The organism is Providencia sp. UF-183 (genome assembly GCF_058246155.1).
Genome location: NZ_JBSICD010000006.1, coordinates 14,746 through 35,314, shown reverse-complemented (window position 1 = coordinate 35,314; position 20,569 = coordinate 14,746). Strand labels below are relative to the sequence as shown.

The 20,569-nt window shown below is 46.9% G+C and carries 18 protein-coding genes and 2 pseudogenes; 4 read left to right on the top strand and 16 right to left on the bottom strand.

What is annotated here, in order from left to right; translation table 11 throughout:
* Window positions 1-212: 212 nt before the first annotated feature.
* Complete coding sequence (locus AC4IFT_RS07180; RefSeq protein ID WP_490750968.1) at window positions 213-1,829, bottom strand: sigma 54-interacting transcriptional regulator; 1,617 nt, start codon at window positions 1,827-1,829, stop codon at window positions 213-215.
* Between the two features lie 401 nt (window positions 1,830-2,230).
* Between AC4IFT_RS07180 and hydN the strand changes: the two genes are divergently transcribed.
* Genes hydN through hybG form a run of 3 tightly spaced genes read left to right on the top strand, consistent with a single transcriptional unit; the run spans window position 2,231 to window position 3,425 of the window.
* Window positions 2,231-2,779, top strand: a complete 549-nt coding sequence (gene hydN, locus AC4IFT_RS07175) for an electron transport protein HydN (protein WP_490734202.1) — start codon at window positions 2,231-2,233, stop codon at window positions 2,777-2,779.
* Between the two features lie 10 nt (window positions 2,780-2,789).
* Window positions 2,790-3,131: a hydrogenase maturation nickel metallochaperone HypA gene (gene hypA, locus AC4IFT_RS07170; RefSeq protein ID WP_219244791.1), complete on the top strand. Its 342-nt coding sequence runs from the start codon at window positions 2,790-2,792 to the stop codon at window positions 3,129-3,131.
* A 21-nt stretch (window positions 3,132-3,152) separates the two neighbouring features.
* The gene (gene hybG, locus AC4IFT_RS07165; protein WP_219244792.1) at window positions 3,153-3,425 is read left to right on the top strand and encodes a hydrogenase maturation factor HybG; all 273 of its coding nucleotides are present in this window, start codon (window positions 3,153-3,155) and stop codon (window positions 3,423-3,425) included.
* Between the two features lie 52 nt (window positions 3,426-3,477).
* On the opposite strand, the gene hycI is transcribed toward hybG, so the two are convergent.
* From hycI to AC4IFT_RS07110, 11 genes and pseudogenes are all read right to left on the bottom strand, one after another.
* Window positions 3,478-3,930, bottom strand: a complete 453-nt coding sequence (gene hycI / locus AC4IFT_RS07160; RefSeq protein ID WP_490751058.1) for a hydrogenase maturation peptidase HycI — start codon at window positions 3,928-3,930, stop codon at window positions 3,478-3,480.
* 162 nt (window positions 3,931-4,092) lie between these two features.
* Window positions 4,093-4,464: pseudogene (locus AC4IFT_RS07155) on the bottom strand (formate hydrogenlyase maturation HycH family protein); the annotation flags it as partial.
* Window positions 4,457-5,239: an NADH-quinone oxidoreductase subunit B family protein gene (locus AC4IFT_RS07150; protein WP_273838393.1), complete on the bottom strand. Its 783-nt coding sequence runs from the start codon at window positions 5,237-5,239 to the stop codon at window positions 4,457-4,459. The pseudogene AC4IFT_RS07155 and the gene AC4IFT_RS07150, both read right to left, overlap by 8 nt.
* On the bottom strand, window positions 5,239-5,787 hold the full coding sequence (gene hyfH / locus AC4IFT_RS07145) for a hydrogenase 4 subunit H (RefSeq protein WP_219244795.1): 549 nt from the start codon (window positions 5,785-5,787) through the stop codon (window positions 5,239-5,241). Before hyfH ends, AC4IFT_RS07150 begins: the two co-directional genes overlap by 1 nt.
* 14 nt (window positions 5,788-5,801) lie before the next feature.
* The gene (locus AC4IFT_RS07140) at window positions 5,802-7,535 is read right to left on the bottom strand and encodes a hydrogenase large subunit (RefSeq protein ID WP_490734199.1); all 1,734 of its coding nucleotides are present in this window, start codon (window positions 7,533-7,535) and stop codon (window positions 5,802-5,804) included.
* Window position 7,536: 1 nt separating this feature from the next.
* Window positions 7,537-9,117, bottom strand: a complete 1,581-nt coding sequence (locus AC4IFT_RS07135) for a hydrogenase 4 subunit F (RefSeq protein WP_490750967.1) — start codon at window positions 9,115-9,117, stop codon at window positions 7,537-7,539.
* Between the two features lie 4 nt (window positions 9,118-9,121).
* A complete protein-coding gene (gene hyfE / locus AC4IFT_RS07130) occupies window positions 9,122-9,772 on the bottom strand; it encodes a hydrogenase 4 membrane subunit (protein ID WP_273803478.1) in 651 nt (216 codons plus the stop codon).
* A gap of 12 nt (window positions 9,773-9,784) precedes the next feature.
* Window positions 9,785-11,227, bottom strand: a complete 1,443-nt coding sequence (locus AC4IFT_RS07125) for a hydrogenase 4 subunit D (RefSeq protein WP_490734194.1) — start codon at window positions 11,225-11,227, stop codon at window positions 9,785-9,787.
* Between the two features lie 13 nt (window positions 11,228-11,240).
* A complete protein-coding gene (locus AC4IFT_RS07120; RefSeq protein WP_490750966.1) occupies window positions 11,241-12,191 on the bottom strand; it encodes a respiratory chain complex I subunit 1 family protein in 951 nt (316 codons plus the stop codon).
* An 11-nt stretch (window positions 12,192-12,202) separates the two neighbouring features.
* Complete coding sequence (gene hyfB / locus AC4IFT_RS07115; protein ID WP_490750965.1) at window positions 12,203-14,218, bottom strand: hydrogenase 4 subunit B; 2,016 nt, start codon at window positions 14,216-14,218, stop codon at window positions 12,203-12,205.
* A 1-nt stretch (window position 14,219) separates the two neighbouring features.
* Window positions 14,220-14,837, bottom strand: a complete 618-nt coding sequence (locus AC4IFT_RS07110; RefSeq protein ID WP_219244801.1) for a 4Fe-4S dicluster domain-containing protein — start codon at window positions 14,835-14,837, stop codon at window positions 14,220-14,222.
* 717 nt (window positions 14,838-15,554) lie between these two features.
* On the opposite strand from AC4IFT_RS07110, the gene AC4IFT_RS07105 reads away from it, so the two are divergent.
* Window positions 15,555-16,961: a cytochrome c peroxidase gene (locus tag AC4IFT_RS07105; RefSeq protein ID WP_490750964.1), complete on the top strand. Its 1,407-nt coding sequence runs from the start codon at window positions 15,555-15,557 to the stop codon at window positions 16,959-16,961.
* 301 nt (window positions 16,962-17,262) lie between these two features.
* Here AC4IFT_RS07105 and AC4IFT_RS07100 read toward each other — a convergent pair whose 3' ends face one another.
* From AC4IFT_RS07100 to AC4IFT_RS07085, 4 genes and pseudogenes are all read right to left on the bottom strand, one after another.
* Window positions 17,263-18,192 carry a nucleotidyl transferase AbiEii/AbiGii toxin family protein gene (locus AC4IFT_RS07100; protein WP_490750963.1) on the bottom strand — a complete coding sequence of 310 codons (930 nt, stop codon included), beginning with the start codon at window positions 18,190-18,192 and terminating at the stop codon, window positions 17,263-17,265.
* A complete protein-coding gene (gene abiEi, locus AC4IFT_RS07095; protein ID WP_490750962.1) occupies window positions 18,185-18,718 on the bottom strand; it encodes a type IV toxin-antitoxin system AbiEi family antitoxin in 534 nt (177 codons plus the stop codon). The genes AC4IFT_RS07100 and abiEi overlap by 8 nt, the downstream gene beginning before the upstream one ends.
* Window positions 18,719-19,015: 297 nt before the next feature.
* Window positions 19,016-19,654 (bottom strand): annotated as a pseudogene (gene dmsD / locus AC4IFT_RS07090) (Tat proofreading chaperone DmsD).
* Window positions 19,655-19,717: 63 nt separating this feature from the next.
* Window positions 19,718-20,569 (bottom strand): DmsC/YnfH family molybdoenzyme membrane anchor subunit, encoded by an 852-nt coding sequence (locus tag AC4IFT_RS07085; protein ID WP_490734180.1) that lies wholly within the window; start codon window positions 20,567-20,569, stop codon window positions 19,718-19,720.

The window sequence follows — 20,569 nt, the reverse complement described above, 5'->3', positions numbered from 1 at the left end:
AATGTGTATATTAATAAAATATTGATAATTTGTTATTCAGTCTGATTTCAAAAAAATTAAATGATATTTGAATAAATTTAATCTTAGTCGTGTTCTTCAAATATAAATAATAATTAATTTCATTAAGGCAATTATTATTCATTTTTATCTGACTATCAATTATACGTAAATAACGATAATCAAACCGATAAATATAATCAAAAAATAAAGAATTAAAATAAATCCTGAACCGAGATCCCTAGCCGCTGCATACGTGATAATAATGTGGTGCGTTTTAACCCTAAGCGGGTTGCAGCCCCCCTCACCCCTGCCACCACGCCGTTTGTCGCCCGTAGCGCCGCAATAATGCGATCCCGTTCTTCATCATCACTTTCAGGGGCAGCGGTTTGCATACGTTTTTCTATGGCGCTGGGCTTTTCAAAGGCATTTTTAAGGCGTGAGGGCTTTGGAATATTGAGTTCATGCAGTTGTAAATTCAAGGTATTTCCACGGGTTAAAATCACCGCTCGCTCAATCACATTTTCCAACTCACGGACATTACCCGGCCATGGGTACAATGATAGCTGCGCCAGTGCCTCACGGGGAATACACTCAATTTTACGGTTCATACGCTGTGCAATTTTTTGCGTAAAATGGGTGGCAAGTAGCGGAATATCTTCAGGCCTTTCACGTAGCGGCGGGATAATAATCGGGAACACATTCAGCCGATAATACAGATCTTCGCGAAACTCACGCTCATCCGTCATACCCTTTAAGTCACGGTTCGTTGCCGCAATCAGCCGTACATCAACTGGAATAACTTTGTTGCCACCGATACGTTCTATTTCACGCTCTTGCAGCACACGGAGTAATTTTGGTTGCAATTCCAAAGGCATATCGCCGATTTCATCTAAAAACAGCGTGCTTTTATCCGCCATTTCAAAGCGGCCAATGTGCGTGGTGGTTGCTCCCGTAAACGCGCCTTTATCGTGACCAAATAAGTCACTCTCCAACAAACCAGACGGAATAGCCGCACAGTTCATCTTAATAATTGCGCGGCGATGTCTGTCACTTAACCGGTGAATAGCACGGGCGATTAACTCTTTACCTGTTCCCGTTTCCCCTAAAATCAATACGGTACTGTCGCTGCGCGCCACCAAATCCACTTGGTCGAGCACATTACGCATAGCTGCACTTTGAAAAATGATTTCGCTAAAACTTTCATTGCCGTGAATTTGCTCATTGAGCCAGAGGTTTTCATTTTTCAAACTGTCTTTTAAGCGAGTAATTTCACCGTACGCCGCCGCATTATCCACCGCAATAGCAAAACGCGCCGCAATCTGTTTGAGTAAATTGCAGTTATCATCGGTGAAAATGCGGGTATCTTCGTGGGATAAGACTAAAACGCCAAGGGGTTTGTGGTTAAATGCCAACGGTAATAAAAACGTCTCTGTCATTCCTTGGGCACATAGGTGCTGGTATAGCGGGTCTTGGGTTGATTGGTCAAGGGTCAAGCGCATAGACTGATTACTTTCAAGCACTTGCGTTAAATCAGGGTGTAATTCATTTAAGTGGTATTGGCTCTTTTCAACGGGTTTTCCGCGGCGGTGATGACTTGAATAACAAAGGTATACCGCCGAGCTATAATTATCACACAGGGCAATACTAATTTGGCTAATACCAAAAAAGCGGTAAATTTCTCGGGAAACTTCGGCAACTAATCCATCCATTTCTAAATGTGATAAAACGGAATTAGTAATATCTACCAGTATTCGATATTGGTCGCGTTCATGGCGTATACGTTCATTACTTTCAGTGATCCCCACAAATACCCCATTCTTTTTAATCATTTCCTTGAGATGTTATAAACACTCAAACTAATGGCCATTGATATAATTAAACATCAATACGACACCAAATAAGATTATTGTAATGACTCTAAAGAAAAATAATATCATTGTCTGATTTAACTTTGATCCAATCCCCTATTTTTACCCTGTAAATTAAATTGTAATATATATAATTATATAACGAATCAATATTAAGCTTCGTCATTATTGTCGAAAGCGTGTCGAATATATTTTCCGTCTATGAATAAAGCCCTCCACTATTTATTAATTTACTGATTTAACTGAATTTAATTATTCCATCAATTTGGCACGATCCATGCTTATACCTGAGTATCTAAATTGAAAACAAGTACATCGGAACGTTGAATGTATTGTCATCATCTATTATTCAGGAGAGTAGGATGAACCGTTTCATCATTGCAGATCCCAAAAAATGCATTGGCTGCCATACTTGCGAAGTCGCGTGTGTGGTATCCCACCAAGAACAAGAAACGGGGATCGCCACTGTCGTCAAAGATGAATTTTTCCCACGAATTCATGTATTAAAAGGTTATACCGTCAGTACGGCCGTAGTGTGCCGCCAATGTGAAGATGCCCCGTGTGCCAATGTGTGCCCGAATGGTGCGATCAGCCGTAAAGATGATTTTGTCTATGTTGACCAATCAAAATGTATTGGTTGTAAAACCTGCGTTATCGCCTGCCCTTACGGCACCATGGAAGTCATCAGCCGACAAGTCGACCAGCAAGTCACTGCTCTCAATACCATCCCACAATATCGCGCTGAAGCCCATAAATGCGACTTATGCCATACCCGCGAAGGAGGCCCTGCTTGTGTGGAAGTGTGCCCAACGGAGGCGTTGATGGTTGTCGATAGAAACCGTATGGATGAAATCATTAAAGAGCGCCGACGCCGTGCTGCCTTTGAAATTCCGCCGGATATCCTGCTGTAAGGAGCGTGCTATGCATGAAGTTGCATTATGCCAAAATGCCTTTGAAATCATTGAGCAACACGCCAAGCAAAACCATGCCCAGCGTGTCACAGGGGTGTGGCTCGAATTAAGTGCGGTCTCCTGTGTCGAAGAGTCAGCGGTGCATTTTTGCTTCGACATTATTTGTCGCAATACCCTTGCGCAAGGCGCTACGCTCCATGTGTCTACCGTACCCGCTCAGGCACAATGCCGCGATTGCCAACGTACCGTGCAAATCACCCAATTTGAAGCGGGCTGCCCACACTGTGGCAGCCGAAATTTGCACGTGGATAGCAGCAGTAGCATGCAGGTCAAACAGATTGAAGTTGAATAATATTCTATGTAGGAGTTTGTTATGTGTTTAGGCATCCCCGGAAAAGTGGTCAGCGTAGGCGAGTCCCCGATGGATACCGCCCAAGTTGAAGTTTGTGGCGTCAAACGCGATGTGAATATTGCGCTAGTATGTGAAGGGGAAACCGCAGCAATGATTGGCAAATGGGTGCTTGTCCATGTGGGCTTTGCGATGAGCATCATTGATGAACAAGAAGCACACGATACCCTTGCCGCACTCATGGCGATGGAAGAAGTCGAGGAAGATGTTGGCTACTTTTTGCGAGGTAATGCTTAAGTCGAGGACAAATCGCAGCGCCTCACCGCACTGCGATCTTCCCCCTAGGCGTTTATTCCCCCTCAAATAGGGTAAAGCCGCCTAACCCTTGCCACTGAGGTAATGCAGCATACACTTGTTGCACTGCCGAAATCACCTTCTCATTCATTGGCATATAAAAACCCACTAAGTCTGGCTGAATACCTAAGAAAATAATCTCTTCAATATCCTCTTTTAATTGGTCGATTAAAAAATTTAACGGCAAATTATGGGTGCTCATGATAAACATTTCAGCGATATCATCGGGATCAATAATTCGTATTTCACCCGGCGCTAAACCAATATCGGCGGCATCCACAATCAATAAGCGCTGGGGTTTTAATGCACGCACTTGGTGAGATACACTTTCAGGGCTGCTCCCGCCGTTAATCGCCAGCCAGCCATCAATCGGGTTGGCTTCCATTAAATCGAATAACATCGGCCCGGCACCGTCATCCCCCATCATGCTGTTTCCGACGGCCAACATCAGGTTTTGCACAGAGGGTTGGTTTGGTTCGGCTAATACCTTGTTTTCAGCAAATTCATCATCTAATAATAGAGAGCCTTGTCGGGTTGTATGCCCCACGCCCTGCCGCTTCACAATCAAATAAATCGCGGGTTCCCGCTCAATTTCGCCGAGAAGCTGGATCAGCGTTTCGCTCCACGCTTGATAAGGGGACTGCGGGTCTTTAGCAAAACCATCTAATGCCAGCGCCAACATATTGGTGTGGGTCGAGTCGATATTAATTTCACCAAAGGTGATTAAGCCTTGTAACTTACGACGAGCCTCCCCCTCAGGTAAGGCTTGAACCCAAGACTGATAGCCCGCTAGCGGGCAGACTAGCTCGGTTTTTAGGCAATCAATCATCCCAACGTGGTGACCTATCGCCAACGAGTAATACATCACTTGCTGGGCATCTTCTGGAATGTCATCGTCACTGTCGACAAACTTTTGGCGCAAAGACCAAAAAAAGACTTCGCCTTCCGTTGGCGAAGGGCTAGCCGAAGCTGGACTAGTCATGAATGCCTCCTTGCTTCAACACAGCGACTAAACGGTTAACAATGTCACGCAAACGAGGGTCTTGCTCTTCGTTGAGCCACGTTTGTAATGTGCTTTGAACTTGGACTGGGCTCGCGCCATCTAATAAGGATAAAAACCGGTCGCTAATTTCGCGGCCTTGGTAATAACCCGCTTGGCGGCGCGCTTCACGTTCGATCATCACCCGAGTGGCAAGCGGAATAGATGGCAATATAAGCTCAACACGCTCGTCATCGGCTTCATGATGGTCTTGCGCTGACAATTTTTGTTTCAGTAAACCCAGTGCCACGGCAAAGCCATAAATGGTCGCCGCAGGGGTTGGCGGGCAACCTGGGATCCACACATCGATAGGCACGATGTGCTCGCTACCACCCCACACGCAATACAGATCATGGAAAATACCGCCACCACAACCACAAGCCCCATAGGAGATACAAATTTTGGGATCAGGTGCGGACTCATAAGCCCGTAATGCAGGCATGCGCATAGCGCGAGTGACCGCTCCAGTGAACAGCAAAATATCTGCGTGGCGAGGGGAGGCAACCACTTTGATCCCGAAGCGTTCTGCGTCAAAAACGGGGGTAATTGCTGAGAAAATTTCGATTTCGCAGCCATTACAGCCACCGCAGTCAACACGGTACACATAGGCGGAGCGCTTGATGTCTTTGAGCAGCGTGCTTTTCAGCTTAGCCACTTGCTCATCCAATTGAATAGGCTGGCTAACGTGATGATTAATAGGAATATCTGGCAGACTCATTATTTATCTCCCTCAATGTGCAAGCGGAAATTTTGGCGGCCATTGTTCAGCAAATTGTTTTTTTGTTTACAGGATGGGCAGGTTTCATACATCGGGCGTAGCGCTTCAATACCGCTTTCTTCAATACCTGACGCCACCATTAACGCCATCGCGTAATCCACCGATTTTTTAGGGGCGAATGCTTCGCCACATTGGCGGCAATGTTGTAAGCGGAAGGTGCCTTTCATGTACAAGTCAGCCTTATTCATGACCGCCGTTTCGAATTCTTCCGTTAAATGAATGGCGCGAGTTGGGCACACTTCTTCACAACGAGCACAATAGATGCAGCGCCCGAGGAATAACTGCCAACGACGCTCACCGCTTGCCAAGTCAGTTTCCATGGTTAACGCATTGGCAGGGCACGCGGAAATACAGGCGCCGCAGGCAATGCATTGTTGCGGGTCATATTCAGGTTTACCACGAAATCCGTGAGCCACTTCAAGGGGCTTGAACGGGTATTTCACCGTCGCCGTTCCTGCATTTTGAAGGGTTTTAAACAGTTTAAACATAATATGCCCTCCGCCTATTTCATTATCGACGTTTTACGGTCGATACTGTGCTGCTCAAGTTCTTTGTATGCCACGGTTTTGGCTTTGCGTTTTTTCACGTCCACCAGCGTCACACGGTCAGTACAAGAGTAACAAGGGTCAAGGCTACCAATGATCAGCGGCGCATCGGAAACCGTATTGCCTTGCAGCATATAGCGCAACACTGGCCAGTTGGCATAGGTCGCCGCACGGCAACGCCAGCGGTACAGTTTTTGGTTATCCCCTAACATGCTCCAGTGAACATCCTCCCCGCGCGGCGCTTCCGTATAACCCAGCGCAAATTTATGTGGCTGATAAGTAAAGCCTTCCGTGAGGATTGGCCCTTCTGGCATGTTATCTAGCGCGTATTCAATCATCGACAAGGAATCCAGCGTTTCTTTAATACGCACCATCACCCTTGAATACACATCGCAGCCATCAAGGCTGAATAAGGTTTTTGGTAAGTTGCCATAATCGGCAAATGGGTGGTCAAAGCGCACATCGCGTTTAAAGCCGCTCGCGCGGATCATCGGCCCCACAGGGCTGTAATCACGGGCAATTTGTGGTTCTAAACGCCCTACGCCAACAGTACGTTGTTCCATATTTGGCGTGCTCAGTAACATGTCCACCAATTGGGTTACATCACGGCGCATCTCCTGCACCAACTGAATGGTTTTCACACGCTGTTCTTTGAGGAAATCACGGCGAACGCCGCCAATCAGGTTCGTGCCGTACGTTTTACGTGCGCCTGTTAGCAATTCCGCCATGGTCATGGATTTTTCACGCACGCGGAAAAACTGCATAAACCCCGTGTCGAACCCGGTAAAGTGGCTTGCGAGGCCAATATTCAGTAAGTGGCTGTGAAGACGCTCGACTTCTAAAAGCACACTGCGAATGGTGTGTGCACGTTGAGGTACATAAATACCAAGGGCATTTTCCACCGAAGAGGTATACGCCACGCTATGGGTAAAACCACAAATTCCGCAAACACGGTCAGATAAAAACGTGACTTCGTTATAGCCCATGCGGGTTTCTGCCAGTTTTTCCATCCCACGGTGGACATAAAACATACGGTAATCCGCATCGACAATACGCTCGCCATCAACGAATAAGCGAAAATGCCCAGGTTCATCGGAGGTGATATGCAGCGGGCCAATAGGTACAACGCGGCTTTGGGTTTTGCTGTCGTTAATAAACTCGTAGGTTTCGGTGTCGGTGGTTGGCGCAGGGCGCTGGCGATAATCCATGGTGTCTTTACGCAGCGGGTATAAATCTTCTGGCCAATCATCAGGCAGTACTAAGCGGCGTTCATCGGGCAAGCCAACGGGGCGCAGGCCGTACATATCGCGGATTTCTCGCTCCCCCCAAACGGCAGCAGGAACACGCGGCGTCACAGACGGGAACTCTTGGGTGATTGGGCTAACAAAGGCTTTCACTGTCACCCAACATTTTTCCCCTTCTTCCATGGAAAGCGCGTAATACACGGCAAATTGGCCATTGAGTGGGCGTTCATCATTGCCCCATAAAACAGGTAACCAACCGCCACAGCCGTAGTAAAGAAACTCCACCACCTCAGGTAGCATATCCGTTTTCACGGTAATGGTGAGCTGATTAGCGGTCTGCCACTCTTCATCCAGCACCGCATGGGGAAATTTCTCGCGCACTTGAGTCAGATAGCCAACGCCTTTGCGAACGCCTTGAAGGGTATCTGTATAGTTCTGATAGCTCACGTTATTTCTCCTGCACTGATGCGGTAGAGGCGCTAACACCCCACGGCCATTGGTAATGTAATTGAGTTGATTCTGTTGAAGTTGCCGCGCTATCGGTTAATACAATAGTGGCGGCATTTTCGAGTAAGCGGCTAACCGGTTGTGGAATGTGGGTTCCCATCACTAACATCAATACGATGAGAATTGCCATTGGCAACGTCGTTAAAATACCCAGTTCACCACGAGACACACAGTCGGGTTGCTCACCAAATAAGGTTTTCGAGATCATGCGCACCAACCCGCCTAACACGATAGTGATCAACACCAAAACCAGCAGGGTTAACCAGAAATGGTTAGCGGCGATCCCCGCGACCACAATCATGAATTCGCTGAGGAAAATATTGAATGGCGGCATGCCGCCCAGAGCCAATGCGCCGCCGGCAAACACCACTGCCGTAAATGGCATAGTACGCAGTAAGCCTTTCACCACGGTGATATCTCGCGTGCCGTATTTCAGTAAAACGTTCCCTGAACCGCAGAACAGCAAGGTTTTACCCAAGCTATGGTTCAAGGTGTGCAGCAAGGCCGCTAACACCCCTAATGGGCCACCAATACCCAATGCCACTGCAATCAGCCCCATGTTTTCCACACTGGAATAGGCCAGCAGGCGTTTCATGTCTTTTTGCACTAAGATGAAAAATGCGGCAACGGCCACTGAGAGCAAGCCGAATACCAGCAATAGCGTTTGAGTGAATTCACCGCCAATCGCGGAGGTCACGATAATGTAGTAGCGAATGATGATCAGCAGCGCGCAGTTAAGCAGTACTGCGGAAAGTAACGCAGAGGTTGGGCTTGGTGCTTCACTGTGTGCATCGGGTAACCAAGCGTGCATTGGGAACAGACCCGTTTTGGTACCAAAACCAATCAGCACGAAGACAAACGCTAAATGCATCAAGGTTGGGTCAAGTAACTCGGTGTATTTCAGCACTTCGGTCCAGAAAATGGCGAGCTCAGGGTTTGGCATCACATTGACCGCATTGGCGTACACCAAAATTGTCCCAAACAGGCCAAATGCCACGCCCACGCTACAAATAATGATGTATTTCCACGCCGCTTCCAGTGACGAACGCTGCCCATAAATCCCCACTAAGAACGCCGAGCTCAGTGTGGTCGCTTCCACCGCTGCCCACATTAAAATTAGGTTATTACTGGTGATCACCAACAGCATGGTAAATAAGAACAGGTGGAAGAAACCATAGTAATTACATAAGGTTCCTACACTGATCTCGCCATCTGCCACTTCGTGATTCATGTAGCCGATGGAATATAACCCCGTTAAGAAGCCGACAATACCTAAAATAGCGAGAAATAACCCTGCGAGGCTATCGAGGTGGATCCAGTTCCCCGCCATCAGCAAATCACCGACCTCACTGATGGTATTGACCATCCACAGTGACAAAACCAACAACGCCACAATGCCGATGGTATGCACCAGTGTAACCGCGGGTTTTGCGCCGCTACCGAGTAATCGGCACGCAAAGGCCAGCAGTGAAATCACCAGCGGCGTTGCCATTAATAACGTTAACAACATACTTTGACTCATCTCATCACCCCTTCAGCGCGGTCAGTTGATCCACGTTCAGTGTGTTGAGCGTGCGATAAATTTTACGCGCCAGTACCGCCATGATAATCACGGCGAAAATCGCATCGGTGGCGATACCAATTTCCACCAGCTCAGGCGCTTTATAAGCCAGTAAAGCCAAGGTCAAGTGAGAGCCGTTTTCCATCAAGCAGTAACCAAACGCCTGTTTGAGGATATTGCGCTGCGTGACAATGCACAGCAGGCCTAACATAAAGTGACCGAGGGAAACCGCCAGCGCAGGTTTTAGCTCCGTGGCAATCGGCAATTTGATAGGCTCGACCACAAACCAGCACAGCACCACTATCACTGCCGCAGCTAGCATCAACCATGCAGGGCTGATCACCCCGCCATTGGCTGACGGGTCTGACAGCTTGCGAAATGCATAACCTAAAATCACAGGGACTAAAATCACCTTGGTGATAAATGCCGAACCCGCCCACATCGCGAGTTCAGGGGCATGGAGGGTCTGGGACAAGGTGCCAAAAATCGCCACTAACACCAGCGATTGCAAGGCATAGAACCAGCACGAGGTCACAGGACGCTTCGCCCCGATAACCAACAGCGAGGTGATCATCATCAATCCCGCTAAATTATTCACAATCATGGAACCAGTCATACTTTCTCTCCCTTAATTGAGCCAGATGACGGCTATCACGCTCGAACCGAAGGACATCACGATCAGCAAACCAATCACCCACTGCATTGCCCATGGCACAGCACTGCCGTTTGCCACGTCTTCACTTGGCTCACCGGGCACCACTTTGCCGAACCAGTACAGTAGCCACGCAAAGCTAGCGACCGATTCAATCAACACCAGCACCATAATTGGTGTGAGGATCCAGAAGTGTTCAGAAAGGGCGAAGCCTGCCGCGAAGATAGGGAATTTGCTGAAGAAGCCGTTAAGCGGTGGTACCCCTGCAATTGCCAGTGCGGCAACGCAGAAACCAACACCCAACAGCGGGTAACGTTTTGCTAAGCCGCGTAAACGTGGCAGCATCCGTGTTCCACAGCTATAACTCAGCGCACCCGCAACAAGGAAGAACAAGCTTTTGGCAAATGCGTGGTTGAAGATATAGGCGATACCGCCTTGGAACGCTTCTTTCGACCCAAAGACAGATAACGACAGGGCAAGGAAGATGTAAGCCAGCTGAGTGATAGTTGACCATGCCAGCAGACGTTTCATGTCTTTTTGTGGCAGGTACATCATAAAACCATACACCAGAGTGATAACTGCCATCACCACACCGACCCAACCAATGATTTCAGGCACATGATCCGAGGACATCAAGCTACGGGCGAAGATATATACCCCGACTTTCACCATTGATGCCGCATGTAAGTAAGCACTCACTGGGGTAGGTGCTTCCATGGCATCAGGCAACCACGCTTGCAGAGGCAGTTGAGCTGATTTCCCCCACGCAGCGAATAAAATCCCACCAAACACAATCAAACTTGCAGACTCATTGAGCTGGCCAATGGCGCTCAGCGCGAATGTCCCTGTGTTGATAAATAAAGTGGCAGCAGCTAAATACAGCCCTAACGAACCAATGTGAGTGATAAGCAGCGCTTTCATCGCACTGCGTTGGGATTTTTCAGTTTGGTAATAACCAATCAATGCCCAAGAACATCCCCCCGTAATTTCGAAGAAGACTAACTGGCCTAAAATGGTGGAAGATAACACCACACCAGCCATTGCCCCGATAAATATCAGCAAGAATGCATAATAACGACGAGTTGGCCCATGGGCGTGCTCGCGGTTCCCCTCAGTTAAATAACCCGTTGAATATAAACAGATTAAGAAACCTAAGAACACGACTGCAAATGCAATCAATGTGCTAACGCCGTCAATAGTGAAGCCGAATAGCTCGACATCCCCTGCTTGGATCAGGGTCAGCGTCGTGGCCACTTTGCCACCGGATAAATACAGCCAGCCGAGTATCCCCGTACCGATTGAAGCAATCAGTGCAACAACGGTGCTCAGCCACGGTGCCATACGAGTGGGCAAGCTACTCACCAGTAATGCGCCAATAAAGGGAATAAGTAGCGTGGCGAGTGCAATATTTTCTAACATGCTGTGTCGCTCCTTATAGGCCAGTGAGGTAAAAAACGAATCCGAGTGCCGCAACACCGAACCCTAACCACGTCACATGGTGCGTCAGTAAAAAACGCCCACGCGCCAGACTGTTTTCCACCAGCGACGCCAGCACAAAAATCACCAGTAATTTCACCAGCAACAGCACTAACGCAATCAGCAAGCTACCCACCGTCAACACACTGGCATTACCAAATGGGAAGAAGATGGATAAAAACAGTACCGCCACAATCACTTGTTTGAGACCAATGCCCCATTTTACCAACGCTAAGCCTGAACCTGAGTACTCCGTTAATGGCCCTTCTTGAAGCTCTTGCTCTGCTTCTGCCACGTCAAACGGGATTTTCCCCATTTCAATAAAGGTGGCAAAACCACACGCTAACAAGGCTAAAAAAGTGGCGGTGGGCGAAATCCAGCCTTCACTCATCACCGAGCTAATGGTCCCGATATTGGTTGAGCCGGCAATCAGCGCCACCACCAATAGGCCAAGGAATAAAATCGGTTCGACTAATACCCCAAGCGTGAGCTCACGGCTTGCGCCAATTCCTGCGAATGGGCTACCCGTGTCCAAACCTGAGAGTGAAAAGAAAAAACGGAACAGCGCAAAAATGTACAGCACGATAATTAAGTCGCCCGCCCCGCTAAACAGCGAGTTCAACGTGAAAACGGGCAAAGCTATCGCCAACAGCAGCATGCTGCCAAGCAGCACATACGGCATGATGCGAAAGATAGCACCTGAGTCACGAGGTGCAACGGATTGGCGTTTTAGCAGTTTGGTAATATCGCGATAATCCTGCCAAATACCGGGGCCTTGGCGCGAGTGCATTTTGGCGCGAATTTGCCGTGAAATACCGGTGAATAACGGGGTTAACAGCAGCAAAATAACGGCTTGAATTACGGCAAAGAGCCCCATCATCAATGTCGGTGTTTCTTGAATTGTCATGGTTTCTCCCCTTACGCCGCGATCACGACGAGCAGCACCACTAACGCAGCAACGACATACAGGCAATACAACCTGAAGTCCCCACCTTGTAAGCACTGCATGCGCTTCGCAATTCGATTAATACAACGGACGAACGGGTAAATAATTTTTTCATCCCAGAAAGGCTCAACTTTCCCCGCTCCTACTTTCGTGACTTCTAAGGTTTGCGCCAACCGCGCCGATGGGTCGAGTTGCTCACGCATACGGTATAGTGGTGCAAACATTGAACGCAGCGGTTGAGTAAAGCCCCCCGCAGATACTGACATGTCTTTTTCCCACGCGTAGCCACATGCCCACGCATCGCCTTTACGGCGAAAGCCCATTTGTTTGCCTTTGAATGCCAAGTAAATAATGAACGGAATAAGCGGTAAGGCGAGCAACAGAACGAAGGTCATCGCTGGGGAGATCATCGCTTGTGCCGCGCTATCTGGCATGAGCATCGCCCCTTGGGCAACGGTAATATCCGTGGCGCTGGTTAATGACATCGCCACATTCGCCAATACGGGGGCAATCACGCTGGCACCCACACCTAGAACCACACAGATAGCTGCTAAAATCAGCATCGCCGCGGTCATTGTCCAAGGCACTTCCCGCGCTTTGGTGGCTTGTTCGCTACGCGCTCCGCCACAGAAACTGACCCCGTACACTTTCACAAAGCACATCGCCGCCAATGCCCCTGTGATGGCTAACATCACAATAGCGATAGGGCCACTGATACGCATGATGAATGTGCCTTCGTGGCTCATTGAGAAAAGGGATTGATAGGTGTACCACTCACTGACAAAACCGTTTAAAGGCGGTAATGCTGAAATCGCCATACAGCCGATTAAAAAGGCGGTTGCCGTCAATGGCATCAGTTTCGCTAACCCGCCCATTTTCTCCATATCGCGGGTATGAATACGGTAAATCACCGCTCCAGCTCCAAGGAATAACAACCCTTTAAATACCGCGTGGTTGAGCAAGTGGTAAACCGCACCGAGCAAGCCAATAGTCGCCAGTACTGGCATGTTATTTGCCATACCGACCATGCCAACACCGACGCCCATCAAGATGATCCCGATGTTTTCGACGGTATGCCAAGCGAGTAAGCGCTTAATATCGTGCTCTGCCAGTGCGTACATCACCCCAAGGACAGAAGACACCGCGCCGAAGGCCAACACCACAATGCCCCACCAGCCTTGGGTAGCACCTAACAGGTCGATACCCACTTTGATGATCCCAAAGATACCGATTTTCACCATCACCCCTGACATCAAGGCAGAAGCATGTGACGGTGCGGCGGGGTGAGCTTGCGGTAACCAGCTGTGCAATGGGAGCATCCCTGCCTTGGCGCCAAAGCCAAAAAATCCCAATAAGAACACAACCGATGCCATGGTTGGCGAAAGAGTGAGTTGACGGAAGGAATCGAAATCTAAGCTGCCACTTTGCCGCCACATTAAGAAGAAGGCTATCATGATAAGAATCGACCCTGCGTGGGCGATAAAGAAATACAGCAGGCCAGCGCGAATCGATTTGTCGTCTTGGTCCGCAATAACCAGGAACCAAGATGCGAGTGACATCATTTCGAATAAGATAATGAAATAGAACGCATTATCCATCACCACCAAGGCCACCATCGAGGCGATAAACAGATTAAGGAAAAAACCCATGCTCCACGCCCCGCGTCCGTAATATTCTTGAACGTAGTTTAGTGAATACAGGGCGCTGACGGTGACCAACAACGAAATCACCATCACCATAAAGGCGGCTAAGCTATCCATTCGCACCACAAAATGGGCGAAGGGGAATGGCCCTTGTGCCATATACGTCAGTACTTCGCCGTTCATTAAAACGGGAATGGCGCTGCATAACCCCAATAAGCCACCGATAATCGCCGAAATTCCCGCCACATAAATGGCGATTTTTTCTTGGCGCTTAAACAGCAGCGAGGCAAACCCGCCGACGGTATATAAGGCAATTGACCACAAAAGTAATTGAAGCGCTGTCATGTTAGAGGTTCTCCTGCCGTGAGACAAAAATGTCGAACTCTGGCGGCATCGCATCGACAGAGGCATTGCGGCGTTTCGCACTTTCGTTTTCCAATTGGTTTTCCTCAACCAGATGGAGGGCATCGGTTGGGCAAACCTTCACACATGCAGGGCCATCTTCGCTAAAATCACATAAATCACATTTCACGGCGATATTGCGAATACCCGCATTCCACGCTAAGAATGGGTTCATGGTCGGCAAGCTGTCTGGCACATCGAGTAGCATTTCTTTTGGCACATATTGCTCAAAGAAATCAGGCATATCGACAGGTTTACTGCCCGATGGCGTAATCGCCCCAAACGGGCACACTAGGCCACAAAGCTTACAGCCAATGCACAGGCTCTCATTCAACACGATCATGTCATTTTCATGTGTAATCGCATTCACTGGGCACACCCGCGCACACGGTGCATCGTCACACTGACGGCACAGCATCGGGGCGGTTAGCTCTCCTACTTTCACCACACTTAGTCTCGGATGTGATTGTAATCCCTGTGCTTTATGTGTTTCTGAGCATGCAGCCATACAGGTATTACATCCGATACAGAGTTGCGGGTCGGCAATCACAAAGCGATTCATTCGCCTTACCCTCCAATCAAATTGGTCGAATTATTCATATTGATGGAGTTGTATTAGCATATTTCATGCCATGATTATTTTTGTTATTTATCAATAGATTAAATAAAGACCATGGAAGGTTCGACACTAATGACGATGAAGTGAGGGCGGCAAATGGCCATTATCGACACGCATCTACATCAAAAAAGATTTTTGGAGGGAATGAATTTAGGTGAGAATTTACTGGCTGAATTATTTTTAACGATTTCACGGTAATAAAATAAAAATAATTCGCTATTTTTACATCATTATTTTTAATTTACGCTTTATTTATTTCTTTATTTGATTCATTTTAAATATGCATTTAATTTGCAATAAATATAAAACCTGACTTAACTTATATTAAAACTGGTTAAATTTACTTAATTTATTTGAATTAGCAACAAAGTCATCATTAATGACCAGTCAGCAATAAATGATAATTTCAAATAAAAACAAAATCACGAAATAAATATAATTCAATAAAATCATCAAGTTAAGATAAATAAAAAACGGTAAAAATATATTTTATTCTTATTGATAGGTAAATCTTATTTCAGCAATCGATTAAACCAATGGTTATCATTGATAAAAATCAAGAACCATTGCGCTTTATTTATCCATCATAGGCCGGCTGTAGAATTATATTAACTAAAAATATTTAATTATATTTGACCGCAATCTTCCAAGGATAGTGTAATGAAAAAACTTACTCGCATTACGGTCGCTGTCATATTTTTGCTTTTACTCGGTTATTTTGGGTTATCGGGATATGTGTGGTACCACGATGATCAACGAAGACAAAATAATGACATTCAGACATCTAAAATTGCAGAAAATAATCAAGTCCTCCAATTCTTTGCTGAAAAAGGATGCGATTACTGTCACACGCCGTCAACTGACTTACCTGCTTATGCCTCATTTCCAATTGCTAAACAACTGATGGAGTACGATATTCAGCTGGGTTATAAGTCCTTTAACCTTGAAGCTGCTCGCGCTGCACTAATTGCTGGAGAACCGGTTCCTCAGAGCGAATTGAATAAAATTGAGTGGGTGATGCAGAACCACACCATGCCACCAACACGCTATGTCGCACTGCACTGGGCCAGTAGCGTAAGTGACGAAGAACGCGATAAATTACTCGGTTGGATTGCGAAGCAACGCGCAGAGCATTATGCCACCGAGGACACCGCGGCAGAACACCGCAATGAGCCAATCCAACCCATTCCAAAATCACTGGAAGTGGATGATAAGAAAGTGGCATTAGGCTTCCGTCTGTACCATGACGCTCGCTTATCTGGGGATAGCACCATCTCTTGTGCTCACTGCCACGCGCTAAACGCGGGTGGTGTTGATGGTCGAAAAACCTCTATCGGTGTTGGCGGTGCCGTTGGCCCAATCAATGCACCCACTGTGTTCAACTCTGTGTTTAACGTCGAGCAATTCTGGGATGGTCGAGCTCCTGACTTACAAGCACAAGCCGGTGGCCCACCATTAAACCCAATCGAAATGGCGTCCAAATCATGGGATGAAATCATTGTAAAACTGGATAAAGACCCGGTATTAAAACAGGATTTCAACGCGGTTTACCCTGAAGGGTTTACGGGCGACAGCATCACGGATGCCATCGCGGAATTCGAAAAAACCTTAATTACCCCAGATTCACCCTTCGATAATTGGTTACGTGGCGATAGCACTGCACTGACAGCGCAACAGTTGCATGGTTACCAATTATTTAAAGAGAATAAATGTGCGACCTGCCACGGCGGCGTGATCCTCGGTGGTCGTTCTTTCGAACCGTTAGGTTTGAAGAAAGACTATGAATTTGGTGAAGTCACTGCACAAGACATTGGCCGCATGAATGTCACCTCTGAGGAGCGCGACAAACTGCGCCAGAAAGTGCCAACTCTGCGCAATGTTGAGTTAACCGCACCGTATTTCCACCGTGGTGATGTGGCAACCTTAGATGAAGCAGTCAAACTGATGCTGCGTTACCAAGTGGGCAAAGAGTTACCACAAAAAGATGTCGACGATATTGTCGCCTTCCTGAAGAGCTTAACGGGTGTTTACACACCGTATGTCTCACAAAGCGAAGCGCAACAATGATTGATTGAATAATCGTTGCATAGCACCGCTGGCTTAGGCTACGGTGCTATTTTATTTGCCTCCATCCGCGGAAAGAGCCCTGCTCAGGCTAACTCACTTATTCATTTATCTTACGGCCCTACCTGAATGCGGGACAAGCTTCAGAGCAACGTGTATCGCTTGAACAAACCAATCCTAACGCTGATATCACTTTAGCCTCTGCACAGTAGTTGGTTGCCAATGAACTTGGCTTTTCAAGTTGGTCAAAGCTAAAAGCCCATGTCAATAAAGTGCCCCATAAAGTTCGGGCCTAAGTGGAGTGCTACATTTCAAATTTCTTCACTGTCTTCGGGTCTTTGCTTCCATAAATATCTGTTTGGATGGTAATCAGTAGTTCATGAAGTGTTGCTTGTAAAAAGGCAAGAAAATCAGGTTGAAGGAAGGTTCTCTCTACCACAGATACAGGTAAGAATCGCTTCATCTCACCCTTAAATTTTTCACTCGCCACCAATGAGGGTAAGGTTTCAATTCTTGCTTGCAGCCACCCTTCGAACTGATCATTGAGCTTATAATCGGCGACCTTTTTCATTACCAATTCAGCGTCTGGTTTTACCCCTTGTTGGTGCAGCCATACTAAATCCCACATATCTCTGTATCGAATATGACTGGTCGTGGCTGGGAATGAAACCAATTTATCAGCCATGATCTCAGTGAGCTCTTCCACTCGAATAATCAGGTCAGAATAGCCACTAGGAAGCTGCTCATAGTTCTTGGTGAGCATTCTTGGAGTGTGGGTATATGCAGGAATGTTGGCAATTTCCACTTTTATCCGCTGTTTGGGCAGGTCGCTTTTGCCTGGATTAGTGGTTACAGATATTTGCCATTTATCGACTTTAACATCCACATAGTCAGGTTCTTTTCTTAGATCTTTTGGTTCTTTAACCACAACATCCAGACCATAACGATCACCAACATACTTCTCAATACAAGCTTTGATCTCAAGCATTTGTTTTGAACAGAAGTCATGGCCACCAGCAAAATCCAGATCTTCACTAAACCTGTTGGACCCATAGCAAAGCCTGAGTGACGTACCGCCCTGAAATGTGATGTGCTTTAAAAGCCCTGCGGCGAAAAGCGCATAAAGAATGTCATAATGCAGTAATTCCTTTTCTACGACAGGTCTATTCGCTGCGTAGTCATTTTCAGTAACGATGCTGTCAACCAATTCATTAAAATCAACAAAATCAGGCATAGTTTAATTCCTCACGTTGGATGAGGTGTGTATTTCTGCCGACCTTCAATAGGTCCTTAATAGCAGCCTCCTTTGTTGCAATTCTTAATGGTCCCCTTCCCTTCGCCGTAGTATTGAGGATTTCAGACGGTTTCTTGGCTGTATGGGTAACTTCAATAACCCCCCAGGGTGTAACAAATTCTCCAGACCGGCCTGTGGACATAATCGTAAGTCTGTCGATAGGGATCTGTGAAATGACACCGTACTGAGATAAAGCGGATTCCAAACTGATGTAGTTGTAATGACCTCGTCGAATATTTTCGGCCAGACGTTCCAAAGGGTAAGGGCCCAATGAACCTTGGGAATAGGTATATACTCCTTTTGAAGCTCGGCGTAGCACACCACTTGCGATTAGCCGGTCAACCGATTTCTGCAATGTTTTCGAAGACTCATCAGGAAAAAGCATTTCTAAATCTTTGGTGAGGAAAATATTTTTACCTTTCTTACTGAACTTGTTAAAAACATTGGCCGCTGTCATTAATTCCATATTGCCCTCCACTAAATCACCCCATCAAAGGGGGTATTTTGTATACCTAAATATAATACACTGCATTTACTCTACAAAACAACCCCATGAAAGGGGGTGTTTTGTAGAGTAAATGTCTAATAAGTGAAGTGACACCGTAAAGTTGGGTTCTTTTAGTGAATCAGCTTGTAAGGCTTGATGCCGGTACTCAACCGGAGTCAGCCCTTTTAATCAGACTGTGATCCGCTTGGTATGTTTGGCGATTGGTTTAACGGTACAAAAGAGAGAAAGCCAAAAACTTGGCTTTCTTTTCAGGTATTACTCAGGCGCATTCCCTTTGTAATACACCGTTTTTTGCATAACGGGTAAAGATAATTGTTTTTGAATTCCCGCTAGCGTTTCTTGCGTTAGCATGGCGAGCCCACGGTAAAAATTGCTATTGGCTTACGTGGCGAAAACATCAAGAAAATGTGCCGACCAAGGTAGCAAGTGCCACGCTAGCAATTCCTCAAAGTCATTGCGCCTATCTTGCTCTGCCAGCCATGCGGCTAACATCAAAATCAAACCGATATGGTCTTCTGGCTCTTTTTGCGTTGTGGCAGGTTCAATACCTTTTGAACGCATCCATTGGCGCAACTCAACAGTAGAATCCCCAAAAATAATATTTTCTTTATCTAACCACACTGAACCCCAAGGTGGTGCAGGTAAGGCATAGGGGCCGATAAATAACCGCTGCCACGCTTCATCAAGTGGCTCATTTTGTTTTGTTGAATCTGCAAATAACGTGTTAATTTCATTGAGTGATGCCAACGAAAATGGCCACTCTTCATGCCATGTTGGCTCTCGCAAAATCGCGATAAGCTCCGCGTTATTTTCACTGTCTGGAGCAAAATAAAATAAAGAACCCAAAACCCGCCCCGTTACAGCAACGTGTTCAAGAAATTGCGCATCATGCATATTAGTTGTCTCTGCGTTTTCAACGTAGGGAAACTGGCTCCCTACGTTGAGATGTTTTACTGATTAGGCGACTGCCATTCCTACTGTCATATGTAGACCATAGAACAGCCCGCGTCCAATTAATTCACCGAACAACACCAATAATGTGCCGATGAACAAACTGATAACGGATGGCTGGTTTTGCTTCATTAGCGGTATAATCCATAACATCAAACCAAGGCTTGTTGCTACTAAACGAACCATTTGCAGCGTACCAAAATCGGGAACTAACGCACTCGCGCTTTGTACTGATGTTGCTATCAGCGCAATTTCACCACTTTGTACCAACACAGACGCAATCGTAACCACATACGCCACGATGCTAATCAGTGCGAGTCGCCCACTGTGACACGGGAACTTGGCAATACGTAATAACAGCGTGCCGAGTATCGGCCCCACCACAAAGGCCGTCATAAAGAAGCCAATCGTAGTGTGTGGCGTGTTCCATGTCGGTACGGTGCTTATCATATAAACACGAGTCATTGCCCAGACAAATAGCAGCCCCATCGCCATCGTAACCAGCAACCAAATTTTGCCGAGCCCTTCAGGCATTTTTTTCAGCGCCGCCAGCAGCCACCATAAGCCCCCTAATGCAAAAAAGAGGGAGCCAAATAGCACTTCATTACTGAGTGACGATGAAAAAACACGGTTCATTGAGTTGAACGCACGTAGCGGCGAGCCCATATGCATCATGGAAGCCAAGAATCCTAAGCCCATCAGCACCCACAAAGCCAGCATCGCATTCACAATACGTTGCTTTTGTGTTTTATCATCTGTCGATAACCACGCAAGTCCTGTGACAATCAGTGCACCCGCAATACTTTGTCCTAATACCGTAAACAGGATCAGCGGCCATTCGTGTAATCCGTTGCCCAT